Raw genomic sequence first — 25,767 nt, forward strand, 5'->3', positions numbered from 1 at the left:
GGCCGCGGTGCCCGGAGGGGCACCGCGGCCGGTGTACGACACGTGTCGGAGCGGCGCTACGCGGCCTTCTCGCCCCGCAGGGCCTCCATCGCCCGCCCGGTCACCTCGTCGACCTTGCCGAGCGCGGAGATGGTGACCACCAGGCCCTGGGCCCGGTAGTAGTCGATGATCGGCTCGGTCTGCGTGTGGTAGACCTCCAGCCGCTTGCGGACGGTCCCCTCGGAGTCGTCGTCACGCTGGTACAGCTCGCCGCCGCAGGCGTCGCAGACACCCTCGGTCTTCGGCGCCGCGTACGTCACGTGGAAGACGTGGGAGCTGTCGTTGCGGCAGATGCGGCGGCCCGCGATCCGCTTGACGACCTCGTCCTCCTCGACCTCCAGGTCGAGGACGGCGTCCAACTTCATGCCCTCGCCGTCGAGCATGGCGTCCAGCGCCTCGGCCTGGGCCACGTTCCGCGGGAAACCGTCCAGCAGGAAGCCGTTCTCGGCGTCCGGCTGCTCCATGCGGTCCTTGGCCATGCCGATGGTGACCTCGTCGGGTACGAGGTTGCCGGCGTCCATGTACGCCTTGGCCTGCTTGCCCAGCTCCGTGCCCTGACTGATGTTGGCGCGGAACAGGTCGCCCGTGGAGATGTGCGGGATCGACAGGTTCTTGGCAAGGAACGCGGCCTGCGTTCCCTTGCCCGCACCGGGCGGTCCGACGAGGACGATACGCATCAGCGGAGGAACCCTTCGTAATTGCGCTGCTGGAGCTGGCTCTCGATCTGCTTCACGGTCTCCAGCCCCACACCCACGATGATGAGGATGCTCGTCCCGCCGAACGGGAAGTTGGCATTGGCGCCACCGAAGCCTGCCAACGCCATCGTCGGCACAAGAGCGATCAGACCCAGATACAGCGAGCCCGGCCAGGTGATCCGGTTGAGCACGTAGCTCAGGTACTCGGCAGTAGGTCGACCAGCCCGGATACCCGGGATGAAGCCACCATACTTCTTCATGTTGTCCGCGACTTCCTCGGGGTTGAACGAGATCGCCACGTAGAAGAAGGCGAAGAACACGATCAACAGGAAGTACACGGTGATGTAGTAGGGGTGGTCACCCTTGACGAAGTGGGCTTCGATCCAGGTCTTCCAGGCGGAGGTCCCGGTCGAGAACTGGGCGATCAGCGCCGGGATGTAGAGCAGCGACGAGGCGAAGATGACAGGAATCACACCTGCCTGGTTCACCTTGAGCGGGATGTAAGTGGACGTACCGCCGTACGACCTGCGGCCGATCATGCGCTTCGCGTACTGCACCGGGATGCGGCGCTGGGCCTGCTCGACGAAGACGACCAGGCCCACCATCACGAAGCCGATCAGGATGACGGTGCCGAACTCGATCCAGCCCTGCGCGAGCTTGCCGCTGACCTTGATGGCCCACAGGGCGCCCGGGAAGCCGGCGGCGATCGAGATGAACATCAGGATCGACATGCCGTTGCCGATGCCGCGGTCGGTGATGAGCTCACCGAGCCACATCACGAGGGCGGTACCCGCGGTCATGGTGATGACCATCAGGATGGTCACGAAGATCGACCGGTCGGGAACGACCTGACCGGCCACCGTGCAACCGCTGAACAGCGCGCCGGTGCGGGCGGTCGCCACCAGACCTGTGCCCTGGAGGATCGCGAGGGCGATCGTCAGGTACCGCGTGTACTGCGTGATCTTGGCCGTACCCGACTGACCCTCCTTCTTGAGGGCCTCGAGGCGCGGAATGACGACGGTCAGCAGCTGCAGGATGATGCTCGCCGTGATGTACGGCATGATGCCGAGCGCGAAGATGGTGATCTGCAGAAGCGCCCCACCGCTGAACAGGTTCACCAGGCCGAGCAGGCTGTTGCCGCCCTTGCTGGCCTCGTCCACGCACTGCTGGACGGACTGGTAGTCGACACCGGGGACGGGGATGTGGGCCCCGAGCCGGTAGATCACGATGATGCCCAGCGTGAAGAGCAGCTTCTTGCGCAGGTCGGGCGTCTTGAACGCCCGGGCGAACGCGGTGAGCACGGTGCCTCCTGCGACCCCCGCGTTACGCGCGTGAGGGTGACGGTTTGGTAAGTGAGTAGATACAAACACGGCAGCCTTACACCACGGGGGCAGACTGCCGGGACACTAACAGCGGCTACCATACCCGGCCGCCACCCCCGCGTGAAACGTCGCTGAGGCACGTCAACCGCGGGTAAGGCCGAAGCCCTCGGACAACCGCTCGACCGGCCCCACCCCGGCCAACGACCGAGCGCCCCGGATTGACACCCGGCACGCGGCCCATGCGGCCAACATGTCCGAAACCCGCCCCCTGCCGCCCGCCGCCCGGCCAGGACGGCGCCCGCCCGAACCACACTCGGCGGCTCCCTCCGGGCCGGCTTCCGCACCCGCCGCCGGGCGGGCCTCCGCCCAGGCACCGGCGCTCACCAGGGCCGGAGCTCGTACAGCCGCCGAAAACCACACCTCGGGAGTGGCGCCCGGCCCACTTCGGGGGCACGCACGGCACGCAAAAAAGAGCCTGGCCGACGCCCCGTGAGGGACGTCGGCCAGGCTCTTTTCCGTCAGTGTCCGTCAGGACGAAGCTCAGACGAGCTCGGTGACGGTACCGCCGGCGGCGGTGATCTTCTCCTTGGCGGAGCCGGAGACGGCGTCAACCGAAACCTGCAGCGCCACGGAGATCTCGCCCTGGCCCAGGACCTTGACGAGGCTGTTCTTGCGCACCGCGCCCTTGGCGACCAGATCGGCCACCGTGACCTCGCCACCCTCGGGGTAGAGGGAGGCGAGCTTGTCCAGGTTCACGACCTGGTACTCGGTGCGGAACGGGTTCTTGAAGCCCTTGAGCTTCGGAAGACGCATGTGGAGGGGCATCTGCCCACCCTCGAAGCGCTCCGGAACCTGGTAACGGGCCTTGGTGCCCTTGGTACCACGACCAGCCGTCTTACCCTTCGACGCCTCACCACGACCCACACGGGTCTTGGCGGTCTTGGCGCCCGGGGCGGGACGGAGGTTGTGGACCTTCAGCGGGTTCTGCTCCGCCATGTCAGTCGACCTCCTCGACCGTCACGAGGTGGCGGACGGTGTGCACCATTCCGCGGAACTCGGGGCGGTCCTCCTTGACAACCACGTCACCCAGGCGCTTGAGGCCCAGGGAACGCAGGGTGTCGCGGTGGTTCTGCTTGCTGCCGATGTACGACTTCGTCTGCGTGACCTTGAGGCGAGCCATTACGCACCCGCCCCTGCACGCGCACGGAGGAGAGCCGCGGGGGCGACGTCCTCGAGGGGCAGACCACGGCGAGCCGCGATCTCCTCGGGACGCTGCAGGCCCTTGAGGGCCGCCACGGTCGCGTGCACGATGTTGATCGCGTTGGAGGAGCCGAGCGACTTCGACAGGATGTCGTGAACGCCGGCGCACTCGAGCACGGCACGCACCGGGCCACCGGCGATAACACCGGTACCGGGGGAAGCAGGCTTGAGCAGGACGACGCCCGCGGCCTTCTCGCCCGTGATCGGGTGCGGGATGGTGCCCTGGATACGGGGGACCTTGAAGAAGTGCTTCTTGGCCTCCTCAACACCCTTGGCGATGGCGGCCGGCACCTCCTTGGCCTTGCCGTAACCGACACCCACGGTGCCGTCACCGTCGCCCACCACGACCAGCGCGGTGAAGCTGAAGCGACGACCACCCTTCACAACCTTGGCGACGCGGTTGATCGCGACGACGCGCTCAACGTACGCGGTCTTCTCGGCGGCAGCAGCGCCGCCGTCACGGCCCTTCCGGTCCCGCCGCTCGCCGCCACCGGCACCGCTTCCGCGGCGCTGGGGTCCAGCCATTGGAATTACCTCTCTTCGTTTTCCGCTGAGCTACGGAACCGGCTCAGAACTTGAGCCCGGCTTCGCGGGCGGCGTCCGCCAGGGCGGCGATGCGCCCCGCGTACTGGTTGCCGCCACGGTCGAACACGACAGCCTCGATGCCGGCGGCCTTGGCACGCTCGGCCACGAGCTGGCCGACCTGCTTCGCCTTCGCCGACTTGTCGCCTTCGCCGCCGCGGATGGACGCGTCCAGGGTGGACGCCGACGCGAGGGTGTGACCCGCGATGTCGTCGATGACCTGAGCGGTGATCCCGCGGTTGGAGCGCGTGACGACCAGGCGCGGACGCTCGGTCGTACCCGCGATCTTCTTGCGGATGCGGATGTGGCGACGCTTCAGAGCAGCGCCCTTGTAGGCCTTGCCCTTGGCAATCTTTACGCCGTATGCCATGGCTTACTTACCAGCCTTTCCGACCTTGCGGCGGATGACCTCACCCGCGTACTTCACGCCCTTGGCCTTGTAGGGGTCGGGCTTGCGAAGCTTGCGGATGTTCGCGGCGACCTCGCCGACCTTCTGCTTGTCGATGCCCTCGACCGAGAACTTGGTCGGCGACTCGACCTTGAAGGAGATGCCCTCGGGGGCCTCCACCAGGATCGGGTGGCTGTAGCCGAGCTGGAACTCCAGGTTGGAGCCCTTCGCGGCCACGCGGTAACCGACACCGCTGATCTCGAGCGCCTTCGTGTACCCCTGGGTCACACCGGTGATCATGTTGGCCACCAGCGTGCGGGACAGGCCGTGGAGGGCCTTGTTCTGACGCTCGTCGTTCGGGCGGGTGACGTTGAGAACGCCGTCCTCACCCTTAACGATCTCGATCGGCGCGGCGACGGTGTGGCTCAGGGTGCCCTTGGAACCCTTCACCGTGACCGTGCGGCCCTCGATGGTGACGTCCACGCCGGCGGGAACCGTGATGGGGAGCTTGCCAATACGCGACATTAGCTTTTCCTCCGTTCCCGACTACCAGACGTAGGCGAGGACTTCCCCACCCACGCCCTTCTTCTGCGCCTGCTGGCCGGTCAGGAGGCCGTGGGACGTGGAGATGATCGCCACGCCCAGACCGCCGAGGACCTTCGGCAGGTTGGTGGACTTCGCGTAAACCCGCAGACCGGGCTTCGAGATCCGCTTGATGCCCGCGATGGAGCGCTCACGGTTCGGACCGAACTTCAGCTCGAGGACGAGGTTCTTGCCGACCTCGGCGTCCTCGACCTTCCAGCCCGTGATGAAGCCCTCCTGCTGGAGGATTTCCGCGATGTGAGACTTGATCTTGCTGTGCGGCATCGTCACGGAGTCGTGGTACGCCGAGTTCGCGTTCCGCAGACGCGTAAGCATGTCTGCGATCGGATCAGTCATGGTCATGAATTGGCCTTCGGCCTCTCTCGCCGGGGTTTCCTGTATGCGCCATCCCTCTCCCCACTCATGGGCGGGACGGGTGCGGTGCGGGGACCTACGGCGTAGTAAGTCGTACGGGCGGCAGGCGCCCAACCCCACAAGCCTACGACATGTGGGGCGGGGCTCCTGCCGACCAGATGCTTACCGAGAGTCCTGGAGCAACCCGAAAGGGCTGTTACCAGGAGCTCTTGGTCACGCCCGGCAGCTCGCCACGGTGAGCCATCTCACGGAGGCACACGCGGCACAGGCCGAACTTGCGGTAGACGGAGTGCGGACGACCGCAGCGCTGGCAACGGGTGTACGCGCGCACGCCGAACTTGGGCTTGCGGGCAGCCTTCGCGATGAGAGCCTTCTTCGCCATCTCGCTTACGCCTCCTTGAACGGGAAGCCGAGGTGACGGAGGAGCGCACGGCCCTCTTCGTCGTTGGTCGCCGTGGTCACCACGGTGATGTCCATACCCCGGACACGGTCGATCTTGTCCTGGTCGATCTCGTGGAACATGACCTGCTCCGTGAGACCGAAGGTGTAGTTGCCACGGCCGTCGAACTGCTTGGGGGACAGGCCGCGGAAGTCGCGGATGCGCGGGAGCGCGAGCGACAGGGTGCGGTCCAGGAACTCCCACATGCGGTCGCCACGGAGCGTGACGTGGGCACCGATGGGCTGGCCCTCACGCAGCTTGAACTGCGCGATGGACTTGCGGGCCTTGGTGACGGCCGGCTTCTGGCCCGTGATCGTGGTGAGGTCCTTGATGGCCCCGTCGATCAGCTTGGAGTCGCGGGCGGCGTCGCCCACACCCATGTTGACCACGATCTTCACGAGGCCGGGAACCTGCATGACGTTCTCGTACGAGAACTCCTCACGCAGCTTGCCCGCGATCTCCTCGCGGTACTTCGTCTTGAGACGCGGAGTGGTGGTGGTAGCCATCAGATGTCCTCACCCGTCCGCTTGGCAACGCGGATCTTGTTGCCCTCGTCGTCGAAGCGGTAACCGACGCGCGTGACGACCTTGTTGCCGTCCTTCTCCACCACGAGCTGAACGTTGCTCACGTGGATCGGGGCCTCGGTCGTGACGATGCCACCGGTCTGCGAACCGCGAGCGGTCTGACCGGCCTTGGTGTGCTTCTTGACCCGGTTGACACCCTCGACCAGGACGCGGTCCTCGCGGGGGAAGGCCGCGATGACCTTGCCCTGCTTGCCCTTGTCCTTACCGGTGATGACCTGGACCAGGTCGCCCTTCTTGATCTTCATGCTTACAGCACCTCCGGCGCGAGCGAGATGATCTTCATGAACTTCTTCTCGCGCAGCTCACGGCCCACGGGGCCGAAGATACGGGTGCCGCGAGGGTCGCCGTCGTTCTTCAGAATGACGGCGGCGTTCTCGTCGAAGCGGATGTACGAGCCGTCCTGGCGGCGGCGCTCCTTGACGGTGCGAACGATGACCGCCTTGACGACGTCACCCTTCTTCACGTTGCCACCGGGGATCGCGTCCTTGACGGTGGCGACGATGACGTCACCGATGCCCGCGTAGCGGCGACCGGAACCACCGAGAACACGGATGCAAAGGATCTCCTTGGCACCAGTGTTGTCGGCGACACGCAGTCGCGACTCCTGCTGGATCACGTCTATCTCCTGATCGTCTGCCGGTTCCCGGCAGGGCCTGTGAAGGCCCTGCCGAGCCTGGCGGAACTAAGTGCTGGGGCAGTGACGCCTCAGCGGGGGGCATGCGGGACCTCTCCCGTCAGGGAGAGGACCCCGCAAAATTACTTGGCCTTCTCGAGGATCTCGACGACGCGCCAGCGCTTGGTCGCGGACAGCGGCCGGGTCTCCATGAGGAGGACACGGTCGCCGACACCCGCGGCGTTCTGCTCGTCGTGCGCCTTGAGCTTGTTCGTACGGCGGATGACCTTGCCGTACAGCGCGTGCTTGACGCGGTCCTCGACGGCGACGACGACGGTCTTGTCCATCTTGTCGCTGACGACCAGACCCTCGCGGGTCTTGCGGAAACCGCGCTCGGTCTTTGCAGTCTCAGTCACGTTGTTCTCGCTCATCAGGCGCTCTCCACCGTCTCGATGCCCAGCTCGCGCTCACGCATCAGGGTGTAGATCCGGGCGATGTCCTTACGGACGGACTTGAGCCGACCGTGGTTCTCGAGCTGCCCGGTCGCCGCCTGGAAACGGAGGTTGAACAGCTCTTCCTTGGCCTCGCGGAGCTTGGCAACAAGCTCCTCGTTGCCCAGTTCGCGCAGCTCGGACGCCTTGGTACCGGCCGACATCACGCTTCACCTGCCTCGCGCTTGACGATCCGGCACTTCATCGGCAGCTTGTGGGCCGCGCGAGTCAGAGCCTCACGTGCGATCTTCTCGTTCGGGTAGGACAGCTCGAACATGACCCGGCCCGGGTGCACGTTCGCGACCCACCACTCCGGGGAACCCTTACCGGAACCCATGCGGGTCTCGGCAGGCTTCTTCGTCAGCGGGCGGTCCGGGTAGATGTTGATCCAGACCTTGCCGCCACGCTTGATGTGGCGGGTCATCGCGATACGAGCCGCCTCGATCTGGCGGTTGGTCACGTACGCCGGAGTCATGGCCTGGATGCCGTACTCGCCGAACGCAACCGTCGTACCACCCTTCGCCATACCGCGGCGCTTGGGGTGGTGCTGCTTGCGGTGCTTGACCCTACGGGGGATCAGCATGTCGGTCAGGCCTCCGTTCCGGTGCTCTCAGCCGGAGCGGCGGCAGCGGCCTCGGCCTTGGGGGCCTCGGCAGCGGAACCAGCCTGCTGCGGCTTGCGACCGCGACCGCCACGCTCGCCACCGCGGCCACCACGGGCCGGGCGGTCAGCGCCGCCACGGGCCGGGCGGTTGCCGGCGCGGGCAGCGGCGTTCTCGGCGCGAACCTCGGCGATGTTCTTGACGTCGCCCTTGTAGATCCAGACCTTCACGCCGATGCGGCCGAAGGTCGTCTTGGCCTCGAAGAAGCCGTACTCGACGTTCGCGCGGAGCGTGTGCAGCGGCACACGGCCCTCACGGTAGAACTCCGAGCGGGACATCTCGGCGCCGCCGAGACGGCCGCCACACTGGATCTTGATGCCCTTGGCGCCCGCCTTCATCGCCGACTGCATGCTCTTACGCATGGCGCGGCGGAAGGAGACGCGGGAGGACAGCTGCTCGGCAACGGCCTGGGCCACGAGCTGAGCGTCGACCTCGGGGTTCTTGACCTCGAGGATGTTCAGCTGGACCTGCTTGCCCGTGAGCTTCTCGAGGTCGCCGCGGATGCGGTCGGCCTCGGCGCCACGGCGGCCGATGACGATGCCCGGACGCGCGGTGTGGATGTCCACCCGCACGCGGTCACGGGTGCGCTCGATCTCAACCTTCGAGATGCCGGCGCGCTCCATGCCGGACGTCATCATCCGACGGATGGCGACGTCTTCCTTGACGTAGTCCTTGTACAGCTTGTCGGCGTACCACCGCGACTTGAAGTCGGTGGTGATGCCGAGCCGGAACCCGTGCGGGTTTACCTTCTGGCCCATTACCGGGTTCCTTCCTTGCTGCTGACGACCACGGTGATGTGGCTGGTCCGCTTGCGGATCCGGTAGGCACGGCCCTGGGCGCGCGGACGGAACCGCTTCAGGGTCGGGCCCTCGTCGACGTACGCCTCGCTGATGTACAGCGAAGAGGCGTCCGTGTGGTCGTAGTTGTGCGCGGCGTTGGCAATGGCGCTGTCCAGCACCTTGCCCACCGGCACGCTCGCGGCCTGCGGGGCGAAACGCAGGACCGCCTGAGCCTCCGTGGCGTCCATGCCACGGATGAGGTCCACCACGCGGCGGGCCTTCATGGGCGTGACGCGGATGTACCGCGCCTGGGCCCTGGCTTCCATGGTTGTCCCTTCAGTGTCTGACACGTTCGTCATGGTCTTTCACCCCGCGTTAGCGGCGCTTCGACTTCCGGTCGTCCTTGACGTGGCCGCGGAAGGTGCGAGTCGGCGAGAACTCGCCGAGCTTGTGGCCGACCATCGACTCGGTGACGAACACCGGGATGTGGGTCTTGCCGTTGTGCACCGCGATCGTGTGGCCGAGCATGGCCGGGACGATCATCGAGCGACGGGACCAGGTCTTGATGACGTTCTTGGTGCCTGCTTCGTTCTGCGTGTCCACCTTCTTGATCAGGTGGTCGTCGACGAAGGGCCCCTTCTTGAGACTACGCGGCATCTAAACCCGCTCCTAGCGCTTCTTGTTCGTCTTGCGGCGGCGGACGATGTACTTGTTGCTCGCCTTCTTGGGAGAACGAGTACGACCCTCCTTCTGACCCCAGGGGGAGACCGGGTGGCGACCACCGGAGGTCTTGCCCTCACCACCACCGTGCGGGTGGTCGACCGGGTTCATCGCCACACCGCGGACGGTCGGGCGAACGCCCAGCCAGCGCTTGCGGCCGGCCTTGCCCCAGTTGATGTTCGACTGCTCGGCGTTGCCGACCTCGCCGATGGTGGCGCGGCAGCGGACGTCGACCAGGCGGATCTCACCGGACGGCATGCGCAGGTGGGCCATCTGGCCCTCCTTCGCGAGCAGCTGCACGGAGGCACCCGCGGAGCGGGCGAACTTGGCGCCACCGCCGGGACGGAGCTCGATCGCGTGGATCGTGGTACCGACCGGGATGTTGCGGAGGGCCAGGTTGTTGCCGGGCTTGATGTCGGCGCCGGGGCCGTTCTCGATCCGGTCGCCCTGGTTCAGGCCACGCGGAGCGATGATGTAGCGCTTCTCGCCGTCCACGTAGTGGAGGAGCGCGATGCGCGCGGTGCGGTTCGGGTCGTACTCGATGTGAGCGACCTTGGCCGGCACGCCGTCCTTGTCGTGACGACGGAAGTCGATCACGCGGTAGGCGCGCTTGTGGCCACCGCCCTGGTGACGGACGGTCACACGACCGGTGTTGTTACGGCCGCCCTTGCTGTGCAGGGGGCGGACCAGCGACTTCTCCGGCGTGGACCGCGTGATCTCGACAAAGTCGGCGACGCTGGAGCCACGACGGCCCGGAGTCGTCGGCTTGTACTTGCGGATACCCATTTCTCAGTCCTCGTCCGATATTCGGACGATCCAGACCGCCGTTAGGCGGTCGGACCGCCGAAGATGTCGATACGGTTGCCCTCAGCAAGGGTCACGATGGCGCGCTTGGTGTTCGCGCGCTTACCGAAACCGGTGCGGGTGCGCTTGCGCTTGCCCTGACGGTTGATCGTGTTCACCGACATGACCTTGACCGAGAAGACCGCCTCGACGGCCTGCTTGATCTGGGTCTTGTTCGCGGTGGGTGCCACGATGAACGTGTACTTGTTCTCGTCGAGCAGCGCGTAGCTCTTCTCGGAGACAACCGGCTTGACGAGAACGTCGCGCGGGTCGGAGAAGGTCTTGCTGGTGATCTCGGCCATCAGGCCTCGCTCCCCTCGTTGTCATCGGCCTTGGGGCCAGACACGAAGGACTCGAAGGCGGCCTTGGTGAAGACCACGTCGTCGGAGACGATCACGTCGTACGTGTTCAGCTGGCCCGGCTCCAGGATGTGAACCTGGGGCAGGTTGCGGGCGGAGAGCCACGCGGCCTCGTCGGCGCGGTCGACGACCAGGAGCAGGTTCTTGCGCTCCGAGATCTTGCCGAACAGCGTCTTGGCGGCCTTGGTGGAGACCTCGCCCTCGACCACGCCGGTGACGACGTGGATGCGGGAGTGACGCGCCCGGTCCGAGAGGGCACCGCGCAGGGCGGCGGCCTTCATCTTCTTCGGGGTGCGCTGCGAGTAGTCACGCGGCACGGGGCCGTGGACGACGCCACCGCCGGCGAACTGCGGGGCGCGGGTCGAACCCTGACGGGCGCGGCCGGTGCCCTTCTGGCGGTAAGGCTTCTTGCCACCACCGCGGACTTCGCCACGGGACTTGGTCTTGTGCGTGCCCTGACGGGCAGCGGCCAGCTGGGCGACGACGACCTGGTGGATCAGCGGAACGCTGGTCTTCGCGTCGAAGATCTCCGCGGGGAGCTCGACGGTACCGGCCTTGTCGCCTGCCGGCGAAAGGATGTCAATGGTGCTCATCGTTACCTCAGGCCCCCTTGGCCGCGGTACGGACCAGGACGAGGCCGCCGTTCGGACCGGGGACCGCGCCCTTGATGAGCAGCAGACCCTTCTCCGCGTCAACGGCGTGGACGGTCAGGTTCTGGGTGGTGACCCGCTCGTTGCCCATGCGGCCCGCCATGCGGAGGCCCTTGAACACACGGCCCGGGGTGGCGCAGCCACCGATGGAACCGGGCGAGCGGTGCTTGCGCTGGGTACCGTGTCCGGCGCCCAGGCCACGGAAGTTGTGGCGCTTCATGACACCGGCGAAGCCCTTGCCCTTGCTCTTGCCGGTGACGTCGACCTTGACGCCCGCCTCGAAGACCTCAGCGGTGATCTCCTGGCCGAGCGTGTACTCGGAGGCGTCAGCGGTGCGGATCTCCACCAGGTGGCGGCGCGGGGTGACGTCGGCCTTGGCGAAGTGACCCTTGAGGGGCTTGTTCACCTTGCGCGGGTCGATCTCGCCGAAGGCGATCTGGACCGACTCGTAGCCGTCGATGTCGTTGCTGCGGACCTGGGTGACGACGCAGGGCCCGGCCTTGACGACGGTCACCGGGACGACCCGGTTGTTCTCGTCCCAGACCTGGGTCATGCCGAGCTTCTCGCCCAGGACGCCCTTAATGTTCTTAGCCATCTCGCGCGTCACCTCAGAGCTTGATCTCGATGTCGACGCCGGCCGGCAGGTCGAGACGCATCAGCGAGTCAACCGTCTTCGGCGTGGGGTCGAGGATGTCGATGAGGCGCTTGTGCGTGCGCATCTCGAAGTGCTCGCGCGAGTCCTTGTACTTGTGCGGCGACTTGATGACGCAGTACACGTTCTTCTCAGTGGGCAGCGGCACCGGGCCCGCGACCGACGCACCAGTGCGCGTCACCGTCTCGACGATCTTCTTCGCCGACGAGTCGATGACCTCGTGGTCGTAGGCCTTGAGCCGGATGCGGATCTTCTGTCCCGCCATGGCTACTCAGTAGTCCTGTCTCTCGTAACGCTCTGGAACCTGGTGGGTTCGCGTTCTTTCTCCGACCCACGCGGTCGGGCGTGTCGCATCCCCTCTACGCAGATATCCCGAAGGATTTCCCAACCAAGGGGGTGCGGGCCCGAGGACCGCGCTGTGCTCAATGAAGAGCGTCGGGGGCAGAACACCCACCGGGTGCCTGGTCGGCGCCCCGCCCACGCTTCCCGAAAGATTCCCGTACGTCCGCCCCTGATCAGGGGCGACGAGTACTGTGGGACTCGCTTCCGGTCCTCCCGGCGGGAGGCGCGCAGCATCGGCACTCAACCGAGCAACCCCGACAGTCTGCCATACGGGGCAGAGCCCGCGCCAATCGAGCCGAAGAGATTACCCCGCGGGATGTCCCTGTCAAACCCCGGCACGCGGCGCCCGCGACGGAAGGGCACCCCGCGCCACCTGGCCGGGAGCCCATCCGCGCCCTCGGCGGGAGGGCGCGCGCGGCCGGGCCGGGGTGCGGCCCACATCACACGGCGCGGCCTCCGCCACCGGCCGGCGAGCCCCGGACCGGGGCCTAGGTCCGGGTGACGGTGCCGCACTCCTGGGACTGCTCGTCCAGGGGCTTGCTCCGGTCGTAGGGATCGATCTCCCTGCCGCCGCCTCCCCCGTCCTCCCCGGCCACCAGGTCCGAGAGGAACTGCGGGTGCAGGAATCCGTCGCCGTCGCGCGAGCAGTCGTCGTTGCCCGCGCTCTCGTCCATGCGCAGGACATACAGCTTGCCGGGCGTCGTACGGGTCTTCTCGGGGTCGTACAGGACGAGGGTCAGCTGCCTGCGCACGATCGTCCGGGCGACCTCCGTGGCGCCGGGGTCCGCCTTCACCACCGGGTAGACGAACGTGTAGTCGGCGTGCACCCGGACCTCACCGTCCCGGTCGCCCTTGTCATACGTCAGCCGGCCCTGGACCTTCACCACATCGCCCGCCGGACGGACCTCGGACGGGTCGAAGCGGCTGAAGACCCACAGCGGATCGCGGTCCACGCCCGGGTCGGTGAGGGCCTTCTCCAGCACGCCGCGCCCGTCGGTCTGGAGCGGGTCCAGGAGGTCCAGCGCCGCCCGGGGCCGCTCGCCCCGGAGGGTGGCGGGGTCCAGGTTGGCGGCGACGAGCAGTGTCTTGGTGCTGGTCAGCGCGTGCTGGACGTCCTGCCGGCTCATGCCGCCCACGGGCTTCGCCTCGGGCACCACGATTCCGGCGGCGCCGTCCGCCCACCGGGCGGCGGGCGAGCCCCGGAAGGGCTCGGTGAGCGTCGGGGCGTCGGGCAGCGTCCCCACCGGCGGCGCGGCGCCGGCGAACCGGTCGGTGATCAGGCCGGGGCGTATGGCGACGACGAGGAGCCCCACCGCCAGCAGCATCCTGAGCACCCCGGTGACATTCCGACGCCGCCGGGCGCGTCCGTCGATCTCCCGCCAGGCCGGCCCGGTGCGCCACCCCTCGGGCTGCGCGGAGCGGGCGATCCGCGCAGCCCGCTCGGCCCGCTCATCGGCCGACGGCTCCTTGGGCGCGCTCGCCCCGCCGTCCTCCTCCGCCGCACGGAGGAACCGCGCCCACTCCTCGTCGGACACCGACGACCCGTCGCCGGGCCGCCCCTCCGGTGCGCTCGTCCCCATAGTCCCCACCCACGTCGCATCTCTGACGCGCACATTTCACCACGTGGACCGGGGCGCCTCGACGGCCCCTCGCAGGATGGGCGTACTACCTGTCCTATCTCCACGCGAAGTACCAGCAGCCGCCCGTGCTGCTGGTCGTCTGCCAGGATCGTTCCACGGCCGAATGGGCCGCCCGGCCGGTCCATATCGGCCCCAGGCAGTGGGCCTCCCTCATCCTCCGCCCCCTTGTGGCGGGTCCGCACAACATGCCCGTGATCCGCAACACGGTCGAGGCCCGCAAGGACCTGGCCCTGACCACCTTGGCGGCCATCACCCATGCCGACAATCCGGACGTCGCTGCCATACTGAAGGCAGTCTCCGGCGCCCTGCGCGAAACACCCGAAGAGCTGTCCTTCCCCCTCGCCGAACTCATCTCACAAGGCCTGGGCAAGCGCCCGGCCGCACAACTGTGGAGGCAACTGATGGCCGTGGACCTCTCGTTCTACAAGTCCCCGATCTCGGAGGAGATCCGGGACGAGGGCCGTGCCGAAGGCCGCGTCGAAGGTCGCGTCGAAGGCCGTGCCGAAGCCCTCCTGATCGTCCTGGAGCAGCGCGGCCTCGGCATCCCCGAGGAGACCCGCGACCGCATCACCAGCTGCGACGACCCCGAACTCCTGCGCCGATGGCTCGCCCGTGCCGTCACCGCTCCGTCCGTCGAGGACGTCTTCGCCGAGCAGTAGCCCCGGGCCCCGGGCCCGCAGGGCGCACCCGGTGCCGGCCACGCTCCGTGGCCGGCACCCGCCGTCGGACGGCGTCCGGCGCGTGCGTGTACGGGCACGCGTACGCGCTGACGCAGGCGACGTGACCGGGTGCTGAACACCGCACGGCGGCCGGGCAACCCGTTTCCCTGATTTACCGTCTATCCGACCGCAGATCGCCGGCGGTTGCGCATACGGGGGAAGCGGGACGTGGACCACATACGGGGAGCAGGGCCGCGCCCTGCCGCAATACGGCGGCGGGGCCTCCTGGCCTCTGCCGCGGCCGTCGCGCTGGCGGCCGTCACCGGGTGTTCGGTGCCCGCCCCACGGCGCGGCGGGCCCATGGCGGATCCCGCGCCGGGGATCCCGATCAGCAGTTCCCGGCGCGCGCAGCTGATGCAGATCGCGGCCCACCCGGACGACGACCTGTACTTCATGAACCCCGACAGCCAGCGGCTGGTGGACGCCGGTGTCCCGCTGGTCTCCGTCTACGTCACCGCCGGCGAGCACGACGGCAGGAACCGCATACCGGGGCAGAAGGACGAGGTCCCCGCCGACAAGGCGGCCTACTCCTCCGCCCGTCACCAGGGCCTTCGCCAGGCGTACGCGACCATGCTCGGCCTGGACAAATTCACCGCCTGGCAGAAGGGCGTCGTCACCCTCCGGGGTGACCGCCGCGCCGAGATCAACACCCTCACCAACGGCGACCGCCGCGTCGAGCTGGTCTTCCTCAACCTCTCCATGCACGCCCCCCGTCGCTGGATGGCCCTGCCGAGCCTGTGGAAGGACCGGGCGCTCGGGCTCCGCACCGTGGTGGCCGACGACTCCCCCGTACGCAAGGCCGACACGTACGACTACGACGCGCTCGTCGACGTGCTCGTCGGGCTCATGGAGCATTACCGGCCGACCGTGATCCACACGCTGGACCCGGACCCCGACATCCAGCACAGCGACGAGCGGACCCGGAAGAAGGACTCCGAGCAGCCGGGTTACTCGGACCACGCCGACCACACCGCCGTCGCGTCCTTCAGCTGGGCCGCCATGGTCCGCTGGGTGGCCGACGCGACGGACGACGGCGGCGCGATACCCCCCTTCGTGACGACGTCCTTCCGGGGCTACTACAACCGGCACTGGCCCAAGAACCTCCCGGAGCGGGTACTCGAGGAGAAGGCCGCGCACCTCGTGCCGTACGGCGGCGACCCGTCCTGGAACTGCGGCAACAGCGGCGGCTGCGGTGACTACAACGTCGGCGGCGCCCGCCCGCTCACCAACAGGAAGGGGTGGGTCAGAGCGACCCACCACCGCTACCCGGACGCGGGCCCGGTCGTGGCCGCCGAGCCGGACGGGCGGCTCGCCGTGTACGGGGTGCTGGGCCTGCGCGCGGTGCGCTGGCGCGAGACGGAGCCCGGCAGCGGACAGTGGGGGGAGCCGGGCGACCTGGGCGGCGGGCCGCTCGCGCCGGGGCTCGGCGGGGTCACCCTGAAGGACGGCCGACAGCTGCTCTTCGGCCTCCGGTTCGCGGCGCTCGGCGGGCACGGCGGGCCGAACAGGCGCGAGATCGTGCTGCTGGAGCAGCGGGAGCCGGGCGGGGCGTTCCTCGCCTGGACCGGTCTGGGCAACCCCGAGCACGGCGACGACCGGGGGCGACGGCTGGGGGTTCCGGTGGCGGTGGCCGACAGGGACGGCCGGGTCCACCTCTTCGTACGCAACGCGGACAAGGGGGTGAACGGCCGGGTCCGGGACGCCGACGGGACGTGGGGGCCGTGGCTGGACCTCGGCGGGGCCGAGGTGCAGGACGGGCTGTCGGCCGCGGTGGACGGCGCGGGCCTCGTCCACCTGTTCGCGGCGGGCCGCGAGAGCGTCCACCACTGGTCGCAGGACACGCCGGGCGACCCGGTCACCTCCCGCGCCGGTACCGCCCTCCCCGTCCCGGGCGGCCCGGTCGCTGTCACCGCCGTCCCCGGCGGCGGCCTGGCGCTCCACTACCGCGCGCCCGCCCGCGAGGACCTGACGGCGGTACGCCCCGACGGCACCGCCCTGCCCCGGGTCGCCTTCGACGGCTACGGCCCGATCGCCGCGGCCCCGACACCCCAGGGGCCCGTCCTCCTCGGCAGGGACCTTCGCGGCCGCGTCGGGATCCGTACGCCCGGACCCACGGGCCGGCTGACCGTCCGTACCCAAGGAGCCGTCGCCCTGACAGGGGCCACCCTCCACAACGGCGGCAAGCACGGCCTCCTCGCCATCGGCATGGGCGCGGACGCCCGTCCCTGGACCTGGGACCCGGAGCCCCGCACCGAGGGCTGAGTGCCCCGCGAGCCCCGTCCGCCCCGCACGCCCTGCCCGCCCCGCGAGCCCCCGCGGGGCGGACGGCCCGCCCGCGCGGCGCCGGAACAGCCGTACACCACAACGCGAAGGGCCCCGCACCTCTCGGTGCGGGGCCCTCCTTGCAGCTCTGCGGCGAGCTACCAGGTCGGATCAGAATTACTTCGTGATCTTGGTGACCTGGCCGGCGCCGACGGTCCGGCCACCCTCACGGATGGCGAACTTCAGGCCCTCCTCCATGGCGACCGGCTGGATCAGCGAGACCGTCATGGTGGTGTTGTCGCCCGGCATGACCATCTCGGTGCCCTCGGGGAGGGTCACGACGCCGGTCACGTCCGTGGTACGGAAGTAGAACTGCGGGCGGTAGTTGTTGAAGAACGGCGTGTGGCGGCCACCCTCGTCCTTGGACAGGATGTAGGCCTGCGCCTCGAACTCGGTGTGCGGGGTGACCGAGCCCGGCTTGATGATGCACTGGCCGCGCTCGACGTCCTCGCGCTTGATGCCACGGAGGAGCAGACCGACGTTCTCACCGGCCTGGCCCTCGTCGAGCAGCTTGCGGAACATCTCGATGCCGGTGACCGTGGTGGTGGTCTTCTCGGTCTTGATGCCGATGATGTCGACGGTCTCGTTGACCTTGAGGACACCACGCTCGATACGGCCGGTGACGACCGTACCGCGACCGGTGATCGTGAAGACGTCCTCGATCGGCATCAGGAACGGCTTGTCGACGTCACGCTCGGGCTGCGGGATGGACTCGTCGACGGCGGCCATCAGGTTCAGGACCGACTGGCCCCACTCCTTGTCGCCCTCGAGCGCCTTGAGCGCCGAGACCTTGACGACCGGAACGTCGTCGCCCGGGAACTCGTACTCGGTGAGCAGCTCACGGACCTCGAGCTCGACGAGCTCCAGGATCTCCTCGTCGTCCACCATGTCGGCCTTGTTCAGGGCGACGACGATGTACGGAACGCCGACCTGGCGGGCCAGGAGCACGTGCTCCTTGGTCTGCGGCATCGGGCCGTCGGTGGCGGCGACCACGAGGATGGCGCCGTCCATCTGGGCAGCACCGGTGATCATGTTCTTGATGTAGTCCGCGTGACCGGGGCAGTCGACGTGGGCGTAGTGACGCGACTCGGTCTGGTACTCGACGTGCGCGATGGAGATGGTGATACCGCGCTGGCGCTCCTCAGGAGCCTTGTCGATCTGGTCGAAGGCCGAGGCCTCGTTCAGGTCCGGGTACGCGTCGTGCAGCACCTTGGTAATGGCGGCCGTGAGGGTCGTCTTACCGTGGTCGATGTGACCGATGGTGCCGATGTTGACGTGCGGCTTAGTCCGCTCGAACTTCGCCTTCGCCACGGGGTTCCTCCTGAGAGTGGTTCTGGTACGCCTTACTCATCGGCGCCAGGTGATCTTTGCTGGGTGGCCACCCGCCGGGACCCTGCCTCGGGTTCGGGGCGGAGCCCCGGCGGATGGTGTCAAGCCTAAAGCGTGAACTCGGGAGAGTTACTCGCCCTTGGCCTTCGCGATGATCTCCTCGGCGACGTTCCGCGGAACCTCGGCGTAGGAGTCGAACTGCATCGAGTAGCTTGCGCGACCCGAGGTCTTGCTGCGGAGGTCGCCGACGTAGCCGAACATCTCCGAGAGCGGCACCAGGCCCTTGACGACCCGGGCGCCGGCCCTCTCCTCCATGGCCTGGATCTGGCCACGGCGGGAGTTGATGTCACCGATCACGTCACCCATGTAGTCCTCGGGCGTGGTGACCTCGACGGCCATCATCGGCTCCAGGAGCACGGGGGACGCCTTGCGCGCGGCCTCCTTGAAGGCCTGCGAACCGGCGATCTTGAAGGCGAGCTCGGAGGAGTCGACCTCGTGGTAGGCACCGTCGAGAAGCGTGACGCGGACGCCCGTCATCTCGTAGCCCGCGAGGATGCCGAACTGCATGGCCTCCTGGCAGCCGGCGTCCACCGAAGGGATGTATTCCTTCGGGATACGGCCACCGGTGACCTTGTTGACGAACTCGTACGAGGCGTCGCCGCCCTCGATCGGCTCGACCGCGATCTGCACCTTGGCGAACTGACCGGTACCACCGGTCTGCTTCTTGTGGGTGTAGTCCACGCGCTCGACGGCCTTGCGGATCGTCTCACGGTACGCGACCTGCGGCTTACCGACGTTGGCCTCGACCTTGAACTCGCGCTTCATGCGGTCGACGAGCACCTCGAGGTGAAGCTCACCCATACCGCCGATGACGGTCTGGCCGGTCTCCTCGTTGGTGTGCACCTGGAAGGAGGGGTCCTCCTCCGCGAGACGCTGGATGGCGACACCCAGCTTCTCCTGGTCACCCTTGGACTTGGGCTCGATGGCGACCTCGATGACCGGCGCCGGGAAGTCCATGGACTCCAGGATCACCGGCTTCTTCTCGTCGCACAGCGTCTCACCGGTCGTGGTCTGCTTCAGACCCATGACGGCGATGATGTCGCCGGCGCCCACCGACTCGATCTCCTCACGCTTGTTCGCGTGCATGCGGTAGATCTTGCCGATGCGCTCCTTCTTGCCCTTGACCGAGTTCAGCACCGAGGTGCCGGACTCCAGGCGACCGGAGTAGATCCGGACGAAGGTGAGCTTGCCGAGGTGCGGGTCGCTCATGATCTTGAACGCCAGCGCCGACAGCGGCTCGTCGTCGGACGGCTTGCGCTTGACGACCGTCTCCGCGTCCTTGACGTCGTGGCCCTCGATGGCCTCGATGTCGACGGGCGACGGGAGGTAGCGCACGACCGCGTCGAGCAGGGGCTGGACACCCTTGTTCTTGAACGCGGTACCGCAGAACACCGGGGTCACCGTGGTGCCGGTGCCCTTGCCGGAGGCGATGGTGATACGACGGATCGCGGCGTACAGCTGCTCCTCGGACGGCTCCTGGCCCTCCAGGTACAGCTCCATGATCTCTTCGTCGTTCTCGGCCACGGCCTCGAGCAGCTTGCCGCGGTACTCCTCGGCAGCCTCGGTGTGGGTGTCGGGGATGTCGACGATGTCGTACATCTCACCCTTGGCCGCCTCGGCGGACCAGACCAGAGCCTTCATCCGAACGAGGTCGATGACGCCCTTGAAGTCGGCCTCGGCACCGATCGGGAGCTGCATCACGATCGGCTGCGCGCCCAGGCGGTCGCTGATCATGTCGACACAGCGGTGGAACTCGGCGCCGGTGCGGTCGAGCTTGTTGACGAAGCAGATACGCGGAACGCCGTAGCGGTCCGCCTGACGCCACACGGTCTCGGACTGCGGCTCAACGCCGGCGACGCCGTCGAACACCGTCACGGCACCGTCGAGCACGCGGAGCGAACGCTCCACCTCGACGGTGAAGTCGACGTGGCCCGGGGTGTCGATGATGTTGATGGTGTGGTCAACGTCTTCCAGCGGCCAGTGGCAGGTCGTCGCGGCAGACGTGATCGTGATGCCGCGCTCCTGCTCCTGCTCCATCCAGTCCATCGTGGCAGCGCCGTCGTGGACTTCACCGATCTTGTAGGAGACACCGGTGTAGAACAGGATCCGCTCGGTGGTGGTCGTCTTGCCCGCGTCGATGTGGGCCATGATCCCGATGTTGCGGACCTTGGCCAGGTCAAGCGAAGTGGTAGCCATAAGGCTTCAGTCTTCTCTCGGTCTCGATGTGGGTGCGACTACCAGCGGTAGTGCGCGAAGGCCTTGTTGGACTCGGCCATCTTGTGCGTGTCCTCACGCTTCTTGACCGAAGCACCGAGGCCGTTGGAGGCGTCGAGGAGCTCGTTCATGAGGCGCTCGGTCATGGTCTTCTCGCGACGGGCGCGGGAGTAACCCACGAGCCAGCGCAGCGCGAGCGTGGAGGCGCGGCCGGGCTTGACCTCGATCGGCACCTGGTAGGTGGCGCCACCGACGCGGCGGGACTTGACCTCGAGGGACGGCTTGACGTTCTCGAGAGCGCGCTTCAGCGTGATGACCGGGTCGTTGCCGGTCTTCTCGCGGAGGCCTTCCATGGCGCCGTAGACGATCCGCTCGGCGGTGGAGCGCTTGCCGTTCAGCAGGATCTTGTTGATGAGCGAGGTCACCAGAGGAGAGCCGTAGACCGGGTCGATGATGACCGGGCGCTTCGGGGCGGGGCCCTTACGAGGCATTCTTACTTCTCCTTCTTGGCGCCGTAGCGGCTGCGGGCCTGCTTGCGGTTCTTGACACCCTGGGTGTCGAGCGAACCGCGGATGATCTTGTAACGAACACCCGGCAGGTCCTTCACACGGCCACCACGCACGAGCACGATGGAGTGCTCCTGCAGGTTGTGTCCCTCACCCGGAATGTAAGCGGTGACCTCGATCCCGCTGGTCAGACGCACACGCGCGACCTTACGCAGGGCCGAGTTCGGCTTCTTCGGGGTGGTCGTGAACACACGCGTGCAGACGCCGCGGCGCTGAGGGGAACCCTCGAGCGCGGGCGTCTTGTTCTTCTCGACCTTGTCCTGCCGGCCCTTCCGGACCAGCTGCTGGATCGTAGGCACTACTTCTCCGGTTTCTGTGTGCCGTGTAGTAAAGCTAACCTGGAACGTCGCCGACCCACGCGGTCGGGTGTGTCGAATACTGCGAACTCCCGCCGCAAGGCGGAGAGCGGGCGCAGATTACGGTGGCCGTTCAGGACTCGTCATGCGGTTGCAGACACGCACACGAGCCCAGGCACACCCCAGGCACAAGGTCTGAGCGTACCTACCGCATGGACTTCGGTCAAAACAAATGCGGGCGGCGGCGACACGCCGGATCCGATCACCCCGGATGCGACCGTTCATGGCTCGATCTGCTCGTTCGGGTCCCCTCGGAGCCGCGCCTTCAGTACGTTGATCGGTCCGCTCGACGAATCGGGGGACCCATGACGGCGGCGTACTCATCCGGCGGAAGCGGCCGGCCGGCCTGTACGGACGGAGGCGGTGCCGACGGCGGTGGGCTGGACGACCGGGTGCCCTTCCTCGCCCGCCTGGAGACGGCCGACCGCCAGGCACTGCTGGCCCTCGGCCGCGAGCTTCGCTTCGCGCCCCGCATGGTCCTGCTCCACCAGTACGAGCCGTCGTCGCACGTCCTGTTCCTCGTGCACGGCTGGACCAAGGTCACCGCCTCCGCCGCCAACGGTTACGAGGCGCTCCTCGCCCTGCGCGGGCCGGGCGACATCGTCGGTGAGTCCGCCGCGCTGACCGGGCGGCCCCGCTCGGCGACGGTCACCGCGCTGGAGCCCGTCCGCGCGGTGGCCGTGGAGCACGAGCGGTTCACGGACCTCCTCGGGCGTTCCCCGGCCGTCTCGTTCGCCCTGCTGGCGCTCACCTCCGACCGCACCCGCGCCGCCGACCGCCGCCGGCTGCAGTTCGCGTCGATGAGCGTGCGGGAACGGTTCGCGGCGCTGCTGCTGGAGCTGGCGCGGATGCACGGCCGGCGTACCGACGAGGGCATCGAGGTCGCCGTACCGCTGAGCAAGCAGGAGCTCGCCGGGTCGGTCGGGGCCTCCCGGGAGATGGTGCAGCGGCTGCTCAGGGAGCTGCGCGCGCGGGAGGCGGTGTCCACCGGGCGCCGCACGCTGCTGATCACCCGCCCCGACGTGCTCCGGCGGATCGCCCGCGCCGGACACCACGCCGACTGATCCCGCCGGCCGGCCCGTCCCGCACGCACTGCCGAGCCGTCCCCCACGTACTTCTGTGCACACGGTCACACTTCGAGTGGGTCATCGTTCCTCACCCCACGAGCCCCCGGGTCGCCACTCTGCTGTCACCCCCTCCACCGGAAAGGCGACCATGACCGACCCCGTGAGCCGGACGATCCTCCTGCTCGACATCGAGAAGTACAGCGACCGGGACGACGTCGAACAGGCCTACCTGCGCCGGATGCTGTACGGCATCAGCGACAGCGTGCTGGACAGCGCGGCCATCGACGAGACCCTCCGGCTGCGTGCCGACCGCGGTGACTCCGTCATGGAACTGATCGACGCCAACGCCTCGGTGACCTCGCTGCTGCGCGCCCTGCTCACCGACGTGCCGGTCCAGCTGCGCGCCGTCAACCGGATGGCGTCCAGCTCGGCGCAGATCCGGCTGCGCGCGGTCCTCGCCACCGGTTACGTGGCGGTCGACGAGCTGGACGGCTGGGTGGGCTCCGACCTGAACCACGCCTGCCGCCTCCTGGACGCCGAGGAGCTGCGCGCCGCCCTGCGGGAGCGCCACGACGACTTCGCGCTGTGCGTCTCCGAGGGCGTGCACTCCGGCATCGTGCGCCACGGGCACCCCGGCGTCCCGGCCGAGGACTTCCACCCCATCACGGTGACCAGCAAGAACGGCCCGCTGCGGGCCTGGCTGCACGGCCCGGTGCCGCGAGCACCGCGCCGCGACGACCACAGTGATACGGGGGTGGGGGAGGCCCCGGCGCCGGGCGGATCGGGGGACCGTCCGGCGCCGGGGACCGCGTACGACTTCCGGGGCGCGGACGTCCGCGTCGACGGCGGGTTCGTCGGCGGCAGCCACCACGGCATCAGCGGCGGCACCTTCAACGGCGACGTACGCATCGGCGGTGACGCGTGAGCGCGGAGGAGCACGGACCGGCGGGGACGGCCGGGCCCGCCGGGCCCGCCGAGCCGGACAGACCCGCCGAAGCCGCGGACGGGGCCGAGCAGCCGGGCGGCGGCACCGGGGAAGCCCCGCCGGAGGAGCCGGACCAGCGGCAGAACGCCTGGTCGGCGCGGCGCGACCTGGTCAACCACAGCCCCTGGAACGTCACGGGCGGCGTCGTCGGGGCGGACCACCACGGCATCAGTGGCGGCCACTTCACCGGCAGCGTCCACCTGGGCGCCAGGACCGAGATCGTGTACCAGTTCGGCGGGGCGGCGACGGCCGCGCACTCCTCGGGCGAGGTGCCGGAGGCGACGCTGCGGCGGCTGGCCGCCCGCTTCGTCACCGGCGGGGACGAGGCCTTCGACGCGCTGGTCGAGCGGCTCCGCGCCGAGCGGGTGCTGGTCCTCTCCGGCGCGCAGTTCACCGGCCGCCGCACCGCCGCCCTGATGCTGCTGCACCGCCTGGACGCCACGCCGGTGCGCGCACTGGACCGGGAGACCGGCCCCGGTGAGCTGGCGGGGCACGTGGGGGCGGGCGGCCACGTCCTGTGCGATCCGCTCACCCGGCGCGACCGGCCGCTGCGCGAGGCGCATCTGCTGGCCGCGCGGGACCGGCTGGCCGAGAAGGACGCGTACCTGGTCATCACCGTCGGCCCCACCGCCGCCCTGGAGGACGTCGCCCCCGCCGCCTGGAGTCCGCCCTCCCCCGCCGCCGTCCTGGAGGCGCACCTGCGCGCGGAGACGGACGGCGACGAGGAGGCCGTACGGAAGCTGCTGGCCCTGCCGCCGGTCACCGGGTTCCTCGGCCGGGGCCACCAGCTGCGCGAGGCCGCCGCGTACGCCCCCGTCCTCGCGCGGTACGCGGCCGGGGAGGTCGAGGAGCGGCGGATCGAGCAGTTCTCGCAGGCCGCGCTGGAGACCCAGGTCCAGGAGTGGTTCGAGCAGGACGAGGCCGCCCTCCACTTGCGCGACAAGGCGTTCCTGGTCGCGCTGGCCGCCTTCGACGGCGGACCGTACGCCCTGACGGCCGAGCTGAGCGACCTGCTGTACGCCCTGCTCCAGAAGACCGAGAACCCCTCCCAGCCGCCGACGGTGCCTGTCTTCGGCACGCACGTCGGCAAGCGCCTCCAGCTCGCCCGGGCCGTGCGGTACGAGGAGGAGGAGCACACCGAGTGGGGCCCGGTCAGCCAGCTCAAGGCGCGGTACGAGGACGACCGGACCGCGCTGGTCCTGCTGCGGGAGGTGTGGACGGGCCACCCGTCCGCCCGGCCCGCCCTGATCGCCTGGTTGCGGCGGCTCGCCGGTGACGGCCGCCCCCTGGTGCGTACGCGCGCGGCCGCGACCGTCGCCGTCCTCGCGTACACCGACCTGCCGTCCGCCATGGCCCTGGTCATCGAGCCGTGGGCGACCCACAGCCGCTTCCGCTACCGCCTCGTCGCCGTCAACGCCCTCACGCTCGCGCATCTCGTCGGCACGCCGAACGTGCCGCGCGTCCTGGACGCCTGGTGCGAGAGCGACGACCAGCGCCTGTGCTGGGTGGCCATCCGTACGCACGGGCTGATCGGCCCCGGGCGGCCGGTGGAGGCGATGGCGGCGCTCCGGGCCGCTGCCCGCCACCAGGACGCCCAGGACAAGCCCGACGCGCTGCTGACGGCGGAGCTCGCCGAGTCGGTGGAACTGCTGCTGCTCTCCCCCGCCGGTGACCGCGTCCTGTCGGAACTGGTCAGGACCCTCCATGACGACCGGACCGTCCTCGACCTGGCCGTGAGCGGGTTCGTCAGGGCATGCCGGCACACCGAGGACGACGAGCGGTACGGCCGGCCGCTGGTCCTGCGCTGGTACGCGCGGTCCGCCGCCGAGCACGGTCCGGCGGCGCACCACATCACCACCCTGTGGCGTACCGCCCTCGGGGACCGTGCCCACACCGACGACGCGCGCGACGTGCTGCGCGGCTGGGTCCTGGTGGCCGAGCGTGACCAGGGCGTCGAGTGGGAGCTCGCCGCGCTGCTGCCGGCGCTCGTCACCACGGCCTCCGAACACCGGCGGCTGGACCACCTGCTGCGCACCATGCGCGGTGAGGACGGTGCTCCCAGGCCCCTCGTGGCGGGCCGTCTGCTCACCGTTCTGCCGCACCCGGCCCCATGACCGCACCGGCGCCGGCACC

General features: G+C 68.7%; 32 protein-coding genes and 1 pseudogene. 5 read left to right on the top strand and 28 right to left on the bottom strand.

Annotated elements, in window-relative coordinates; all coding sequences use genetic code 11:
- Window positions 1-56: 56 nt before the first annotated feature.
- The 24 genes from ABD347_RS19580 to ABD347_RS19695 form a co-directional block, all read right to left on the bottom strand.
- A complete protein-coding gene (locus tag ABD347_RS19580) occupies window positions 57-716 on the bottom strand; it encodes an adenylate kinase (protein ID WP_344363061.1) in 660 nt (219 codons plus the stop codon).
- On the bottom strand, window positions 716-2,035 hold the full coding sequence (secY, locus tag ABD347_RS19585; protein ID WP_344363063.1) for a preprotein translocase subunit SecY: 1,320 nt from the start codon (window positions 2,033-2,035) through the stop codon (window positions 716-718). Before secY ends, ABD347_RS19580 begins: the two co-directional genes overlap by 1 nt.
- A gap of 561 nt (window positions 2,036-2,596) precedes the next feature.
- Window positions 2,597-3,052: a 50S ribosomal protein L15 gene (rplO, locus tag ABD347_RS19590; protein ID WP_344363065.1), complete on the bottom strand. Its 456-nt coding sequence runs from the start codon at window positions 3,050-3,052 to the stop codon at window positions 2,597-2,599.
- Between the two features lies 1 nt (window position 3,053).
- On the bottom strand, window positions 3,054-3,236 hold the full coding sequence (gene rpmD, locus ABD347_RS19595) for a 50S ribosomal protein L30 (protein ID WP_041130781.1): 183 nt from the start codon (window positions 3,234-3,236) through the stop codon (window positions 3,054-3,056).
- Window positions 3,236-3,841 (bottom strand): 30S ribosomal protein S5, encoded by a 606-nt coding sequence (rpsE, locus tag ABD347_RS19600; protein WP_006376045.1) that lies wholly within the window; start codon window positions 3,839-3,841, stop codon window positions 3,236-3,238. Before rpsE ends, rpmD begins: the two co-directional genes overlap by 1 nt.
- A 43-nt stretch (window positions 3,842-3,884) precedes the next feature.
- On the bottom strand, window positions 3,885-4,268 hold the full coding sequence (gene rplR / locus ABD347_RS19605) for a 50S ribosomal protein L18 (protein ID WP_031076680.1): 384 nt from the start codon (window positions 4,266-4,268) through the stop codon (window positions 3,885-3,887).
- 3 nt (window positions 4,269-4,271) lie between these two features.
- Window positions 4,272-4,811: a 50S ribosomal protein L6 gene (gene rplF, locus ABD347_RS19610; protein ID WP_064069946.1), complete on the bottom strand. Its 540-nt coding sequence runs from the start codon at window positions 4,809-4,811 to the stop codon at window positions 4,272-4,274.
- A gap of 21 nt (window positions 4,812-4,832) precedes the next feature.
- Window positions 4,833-5,231 carry a 30S ribosomal protein S8 gene (rpsH, locus tag ABD347_RS19615; RefSeq protein WP_006347222.1) on the bottom strand — a complete coding sequence of 133 codons (399 nt, stop codon included), beginning with the start codon at window positions 5,229-5,231 and terminating at the stop codon, window positions 4,833-4,835.
- Window positions 5,232-5,439: 208 nt separating this feature from the next.
- The gene (locus ABD347_RS19620) at window positions 5,440-5,625 is read right to left on the bottom strand and encodes a type Z 30S ribosomal protein S14 (RefSeq protein ID WP_003956452.1); all 186 of its coding nucleotides are present in this window, start codon (window positions 5,623-5,625) and stop codon (window positions 5,440-5,442) included.
- Window positions 5,626-5,630: 5 nt separating this feature from the next.
- Entirely contained in the window at window positions 5,631-6,188 is a 558-nt protein-coding gene (gene rplE / locus ABD347_RS19625) for a 50S ribosomal protein L5 (protein ID WP_064069947.1), read from the bottom strand.
- Window positions 6,188-6,511, bottom strand: a complete 324-nt coding sequence (gene rplX / locus ABD347_RS19630) for a 50S ribosomal protein L24 (RefSeq protein ID WP_019888758.1) — start codon at window positions 6,509-6,511, stop codon at window positions 6,188-6,190. The genes rplE and rplX overlap by 1 nt, the downstream gene beginning before the upstream one ends.
- A 2-nt stretch (window positions 6,512-6,513) precedes the next feature.
- The gene (gene rplN / locus ABD347_RS19635) at window positions 6,514-6,882 is read right to left on the bottom strand and encodes a 50S ribosomal protein L14 (protein WP_003956455.1); all 369 of its coding nucleotides are present in this window, start codon (window positions 6,880-6,882) and stop codon (window positions 6,514-6,516) included.
- 140 nt (window positions 6,883-7,022) lie between these two features.
- The gene (rpsQ, locus tag ABD347_RS19640; RefSeq protein ID WP_031076673.1) at window positions 7,023-7,310 is read right to left on the bottom strand and encodes a 30S ribosomal protein S17; all 288 of its coding nucleotides are present in this window, start codon (window positions 7,308-7,310) and stop codon (window positions 7,023-7,025) included.
- On the bottom strand, window positions 7,310-7,534 hold the full coding sequence (gene rpmC / locus ABD347_RS19645; protein ID WP_031076670.1) for a 50S ribosomal protein L29: 225 nt from the start codon (window positions 7,532-7,534) through the stop codon (window positions 7,310-7,312). Before rpmC ends, rpsQ begins: the two co-directional genes overlap by 1 nt.
- Window positions 7,534-7,953, bottom strand: a complete 420-nt coding sequence (rplP, locus tag ABD347_RS19650) for a 50S ribosomal protein L16 (protein WP_005313579.1) — start codon at window positions 7,951-7,953, stop codon at window positions 7,534-7,536. The genes rpmC and rplP overlap by 1 nt, the downstream gene beginning before the upstream one ends.
- A 5-nt stretch (window positions 7,954-7,958) precedes the next feature.
- Window positions 7,959-8,789 carry a 30S ribosomal protein S3 gene (gene rpsC / locus ABD347_RS19655; protein ID WP_031076668.1) on the bottom strand — a complete coding sequence of 277 codons (831 nt, stop codon included), beginning with the start codon at window positions 8,787-8,789 and terminating at the stop codon, window positions 7,959-7,961.
- Window positions 8,789-9,136: a 50S ribosomal protein L22 gene (gene rplV, locus ABD347_RS19660; protein WP_030685471.1), complete on the bottom strand. Its 348-nt coding sequence runs from the start codon at window positions 9,134-9,136 to the stop codon at window positions 8,789-8,791. The genes rpsC and rplV overlap by 1 nt, the downstream gene beginning before the upstream one ends.
- A gap of 49 nt (window positions 9,137-9,185) precedes the next feature.
- Window positions 9,186-9,467, bottom strand: a complete 282-nt coding sequence (gene rpsS, locus ABD347_RS19665; RefSeq protein ID WP_003974263.1) for a 30S ribosomal protein S19 — start codon at window positions 9,465-9,467, stop codon at window positions 9,186-9,188.
- Between the two features lie 12 nt (window positions 9,468-9,479).
- On the bottom strand, window positions 9,480-10,316 hold the full coding sequence (gene rplB / locus ABD347_RS19670) for a 50S ribosomal protein L2 (RefSeq protein WP_344363073.1): 837 nt from the start codon (window positions 10,314-10,316) through the stop codon (window positions 9,480-9,482).
- Between the two features lie 41 nt (window positions 10,317-10,357).
- Window positions 10,358-10,675, bottom strand: coding sequence for a 50S ribosomal protein L23 (gene rplW, locus ABD347_RS19675; protein ID WP_344363075.1), 318 nt, complete (start codon window positions 10,673-10,675; stop codon window positions 10,358-10,360).
- Entirely contained in the window at window positions 10,675-11,325 is a 651-nt protein-coding gene (rplD, locus tag ABD347_RS19680) for a 50S ribosomal protein L4 (protein ID WP_344363078.1), read from the bottom strand. Before rplD ends, rplW begins: the two co-directional genes overlap by 1 nt.
- A gap of 7 nt (window positions 11,326-11,332) precedes the next feature.
- Complete coding sequence (rplC, locus tag ABD347_RS19685) at window positions 11,333-11,977, bottom strand: 50S ribosomal protein L3 (RefSeq protein WP_344363080.1); 645 nt, start codon at window positions 11,975-11,977, stop codon at window positions 11,333-11,335.
- Between the two features lie 13 nt (window positions 11,978-11,990).
- Window positions 11,991-12,299: a 30S ribosomal protein S10 gene (gene rpsJ / locus ABD347_RS19690; RefSeq protein ID WP_003948644.1), complete on the bottom strand. Its 309-nt coding sequence runs from the start codon at window positions 12,297-12,299 to the stop codon at window positions 11,991-11,993.
- A 565-nt stretch (window positions 12,300-12,864) separates the two neighbouring features.
- Window positions 12,865-13,956, bottom strand: a complete 1,092-nt coding sequence (locus tag ABD347_RS19695; protein ID WP_344363083.1) for a hypothetical protein — start codon at window positions 13,954-13,956, stop codon at window positions 12,865-12,867.
- 56 nt (window positions 13,957-14,012) lie between these two features.
- Between ABD347_RS19695 and ABD347_RS19700 the strand changes: the two are divergent.
- Together ABD347_RS19700 and ABD347_RS19705 are read left to right on the top strand one after the other, a co-directional pair.
- A pseudogene (locus ABD347_RS19700) lies at window positions 14,013-14,675 on the top strand (RpnC/YadD family protein); the annotation flags it as partial.
- A gap of 360 nt (window positions 14,676-15,035) precedes the next feature.
- A complete protein-coding gene (locus tag ABD347_RS19705; protein ID WP_425575707.1) occupies window positions 15,036-16,997 on the top strand; it encodes a PIG-L family deacetylase in 1,962 nt (653 codons plus the stop codon).
- A gap of 177 nt (window positions 16,998-17,174) precedes the next feature.
- Here ABD347_RS19705 and tuf read toward each other — a convergent pair whose 3' ends face one another.
- The 4 genes from tuf to rpsL form a co-directional block, all read right to left on the bottom strand.
- Entirely contained in the window at window positions 17,175-18,368 is a 1,194-nt protein-coding gene (gene tuf / locus ABD347_RS19710) for an elongation factor Tu (RefSeq protein WP_344363086.1), read from the bottom strand.
- Window positions 18,369-18,515: 147 nt separating this feature from the next.
- Window positions 18,516-20,642, bottom strand: coding sequence for an elongation factor G (fusA, locus tag ABD347_RS19715; RefSeq protein WP_084897864.1), 2,127 nt, complete (start codon window positions 20,640-20,642; stop codon window positions 18,516-18,518).
- Window positions 20,643-20,680: 38 nt separating this feature from the next.
- Window positions 20,681-21,151, bottom strand: a complete 471-nt coding sequence (rpsG, locus tag ABD347_RS19720; RefSeq protein WP_031076642.1) for a 30S ribosomal protein S7 — start codon at window positions 21,149-21,151, stop codon at window positions 20,681-20,683.
- Between the two features lie 2 nt (window positions 21,152-21,153).
- Entirely contained in the window at window positions 21,154-21,525 is a 372-nt protein-coding gene (gene rpsL / locus ABD347_RS19725; RefSeq protein ID WP_003948652.1) for a 30S ribosomal protein S12, read from the bottom strand.
- A gap of 362 nt (window positions 21,526-21,887) precedes the next feature.
- Here rpsL and ABD347_RS19730 point away from each other — a divergent pair, with 362 nt between their 5' ends.
- The 3 genes from ABD347_RS19730 to ABD347_RS19740 all read left to right on the top strand — a co-directional run bounded on the left by ABD347_RS19730 (window position 21,888) and on the right by ABD347_RS19740 (window position 25,748).
- Window positions 21,888-22,646 (top strand): Crp/Fnr family transcriptional regulator, encoded by a 759-nt coding sequence (locus ABD347_RS19730; RefSeq protein WP_344363090.1) that lies wholly within the window; start codon window positions 21,888-21,890, stop codon window positions 22,644-22,646.
- Between the two features lie 151 nt (window positions 22,647-22,797).
- Entirely contained in the window at window positions 22,798-23,574 is a 777-nt protein-coding gene (locus tag ABD347_RS19735; protein ID WP_344363091.1) for a hypothetical protein, read from the top strand.
- Window positions 23,571-25,748 carry a hypothetical protein gene (locus ABD347_RS19740; protein ID WP_344363094.1) on the top strand — a complete coding sequence of 726 codons (2,178 nt, stop codon included), beginning with the start codon at window positions 23,571-23,573 and terminating at the stop codon, window positions 25,746-25,748. The genes ABD347_RS19735 and ABD347_RS19740 overlap by 4 nt, the downstream gene beginning before the upstream one ends.
- The last annotated feature ends 19 nt before the right edge of the window (window positions 25,749-25,767 follow it).

This window comes from Streptomyces gobitricini, from assembly GCF_039532985.1.
In the GTDB taxonomy this organism is placed as follows: Bacteria; Actinomycetota; Actinomycetes; order Streptomycetales; family Streptomycetaceae; genus Streptomyces; species Streptomyces gobitricini.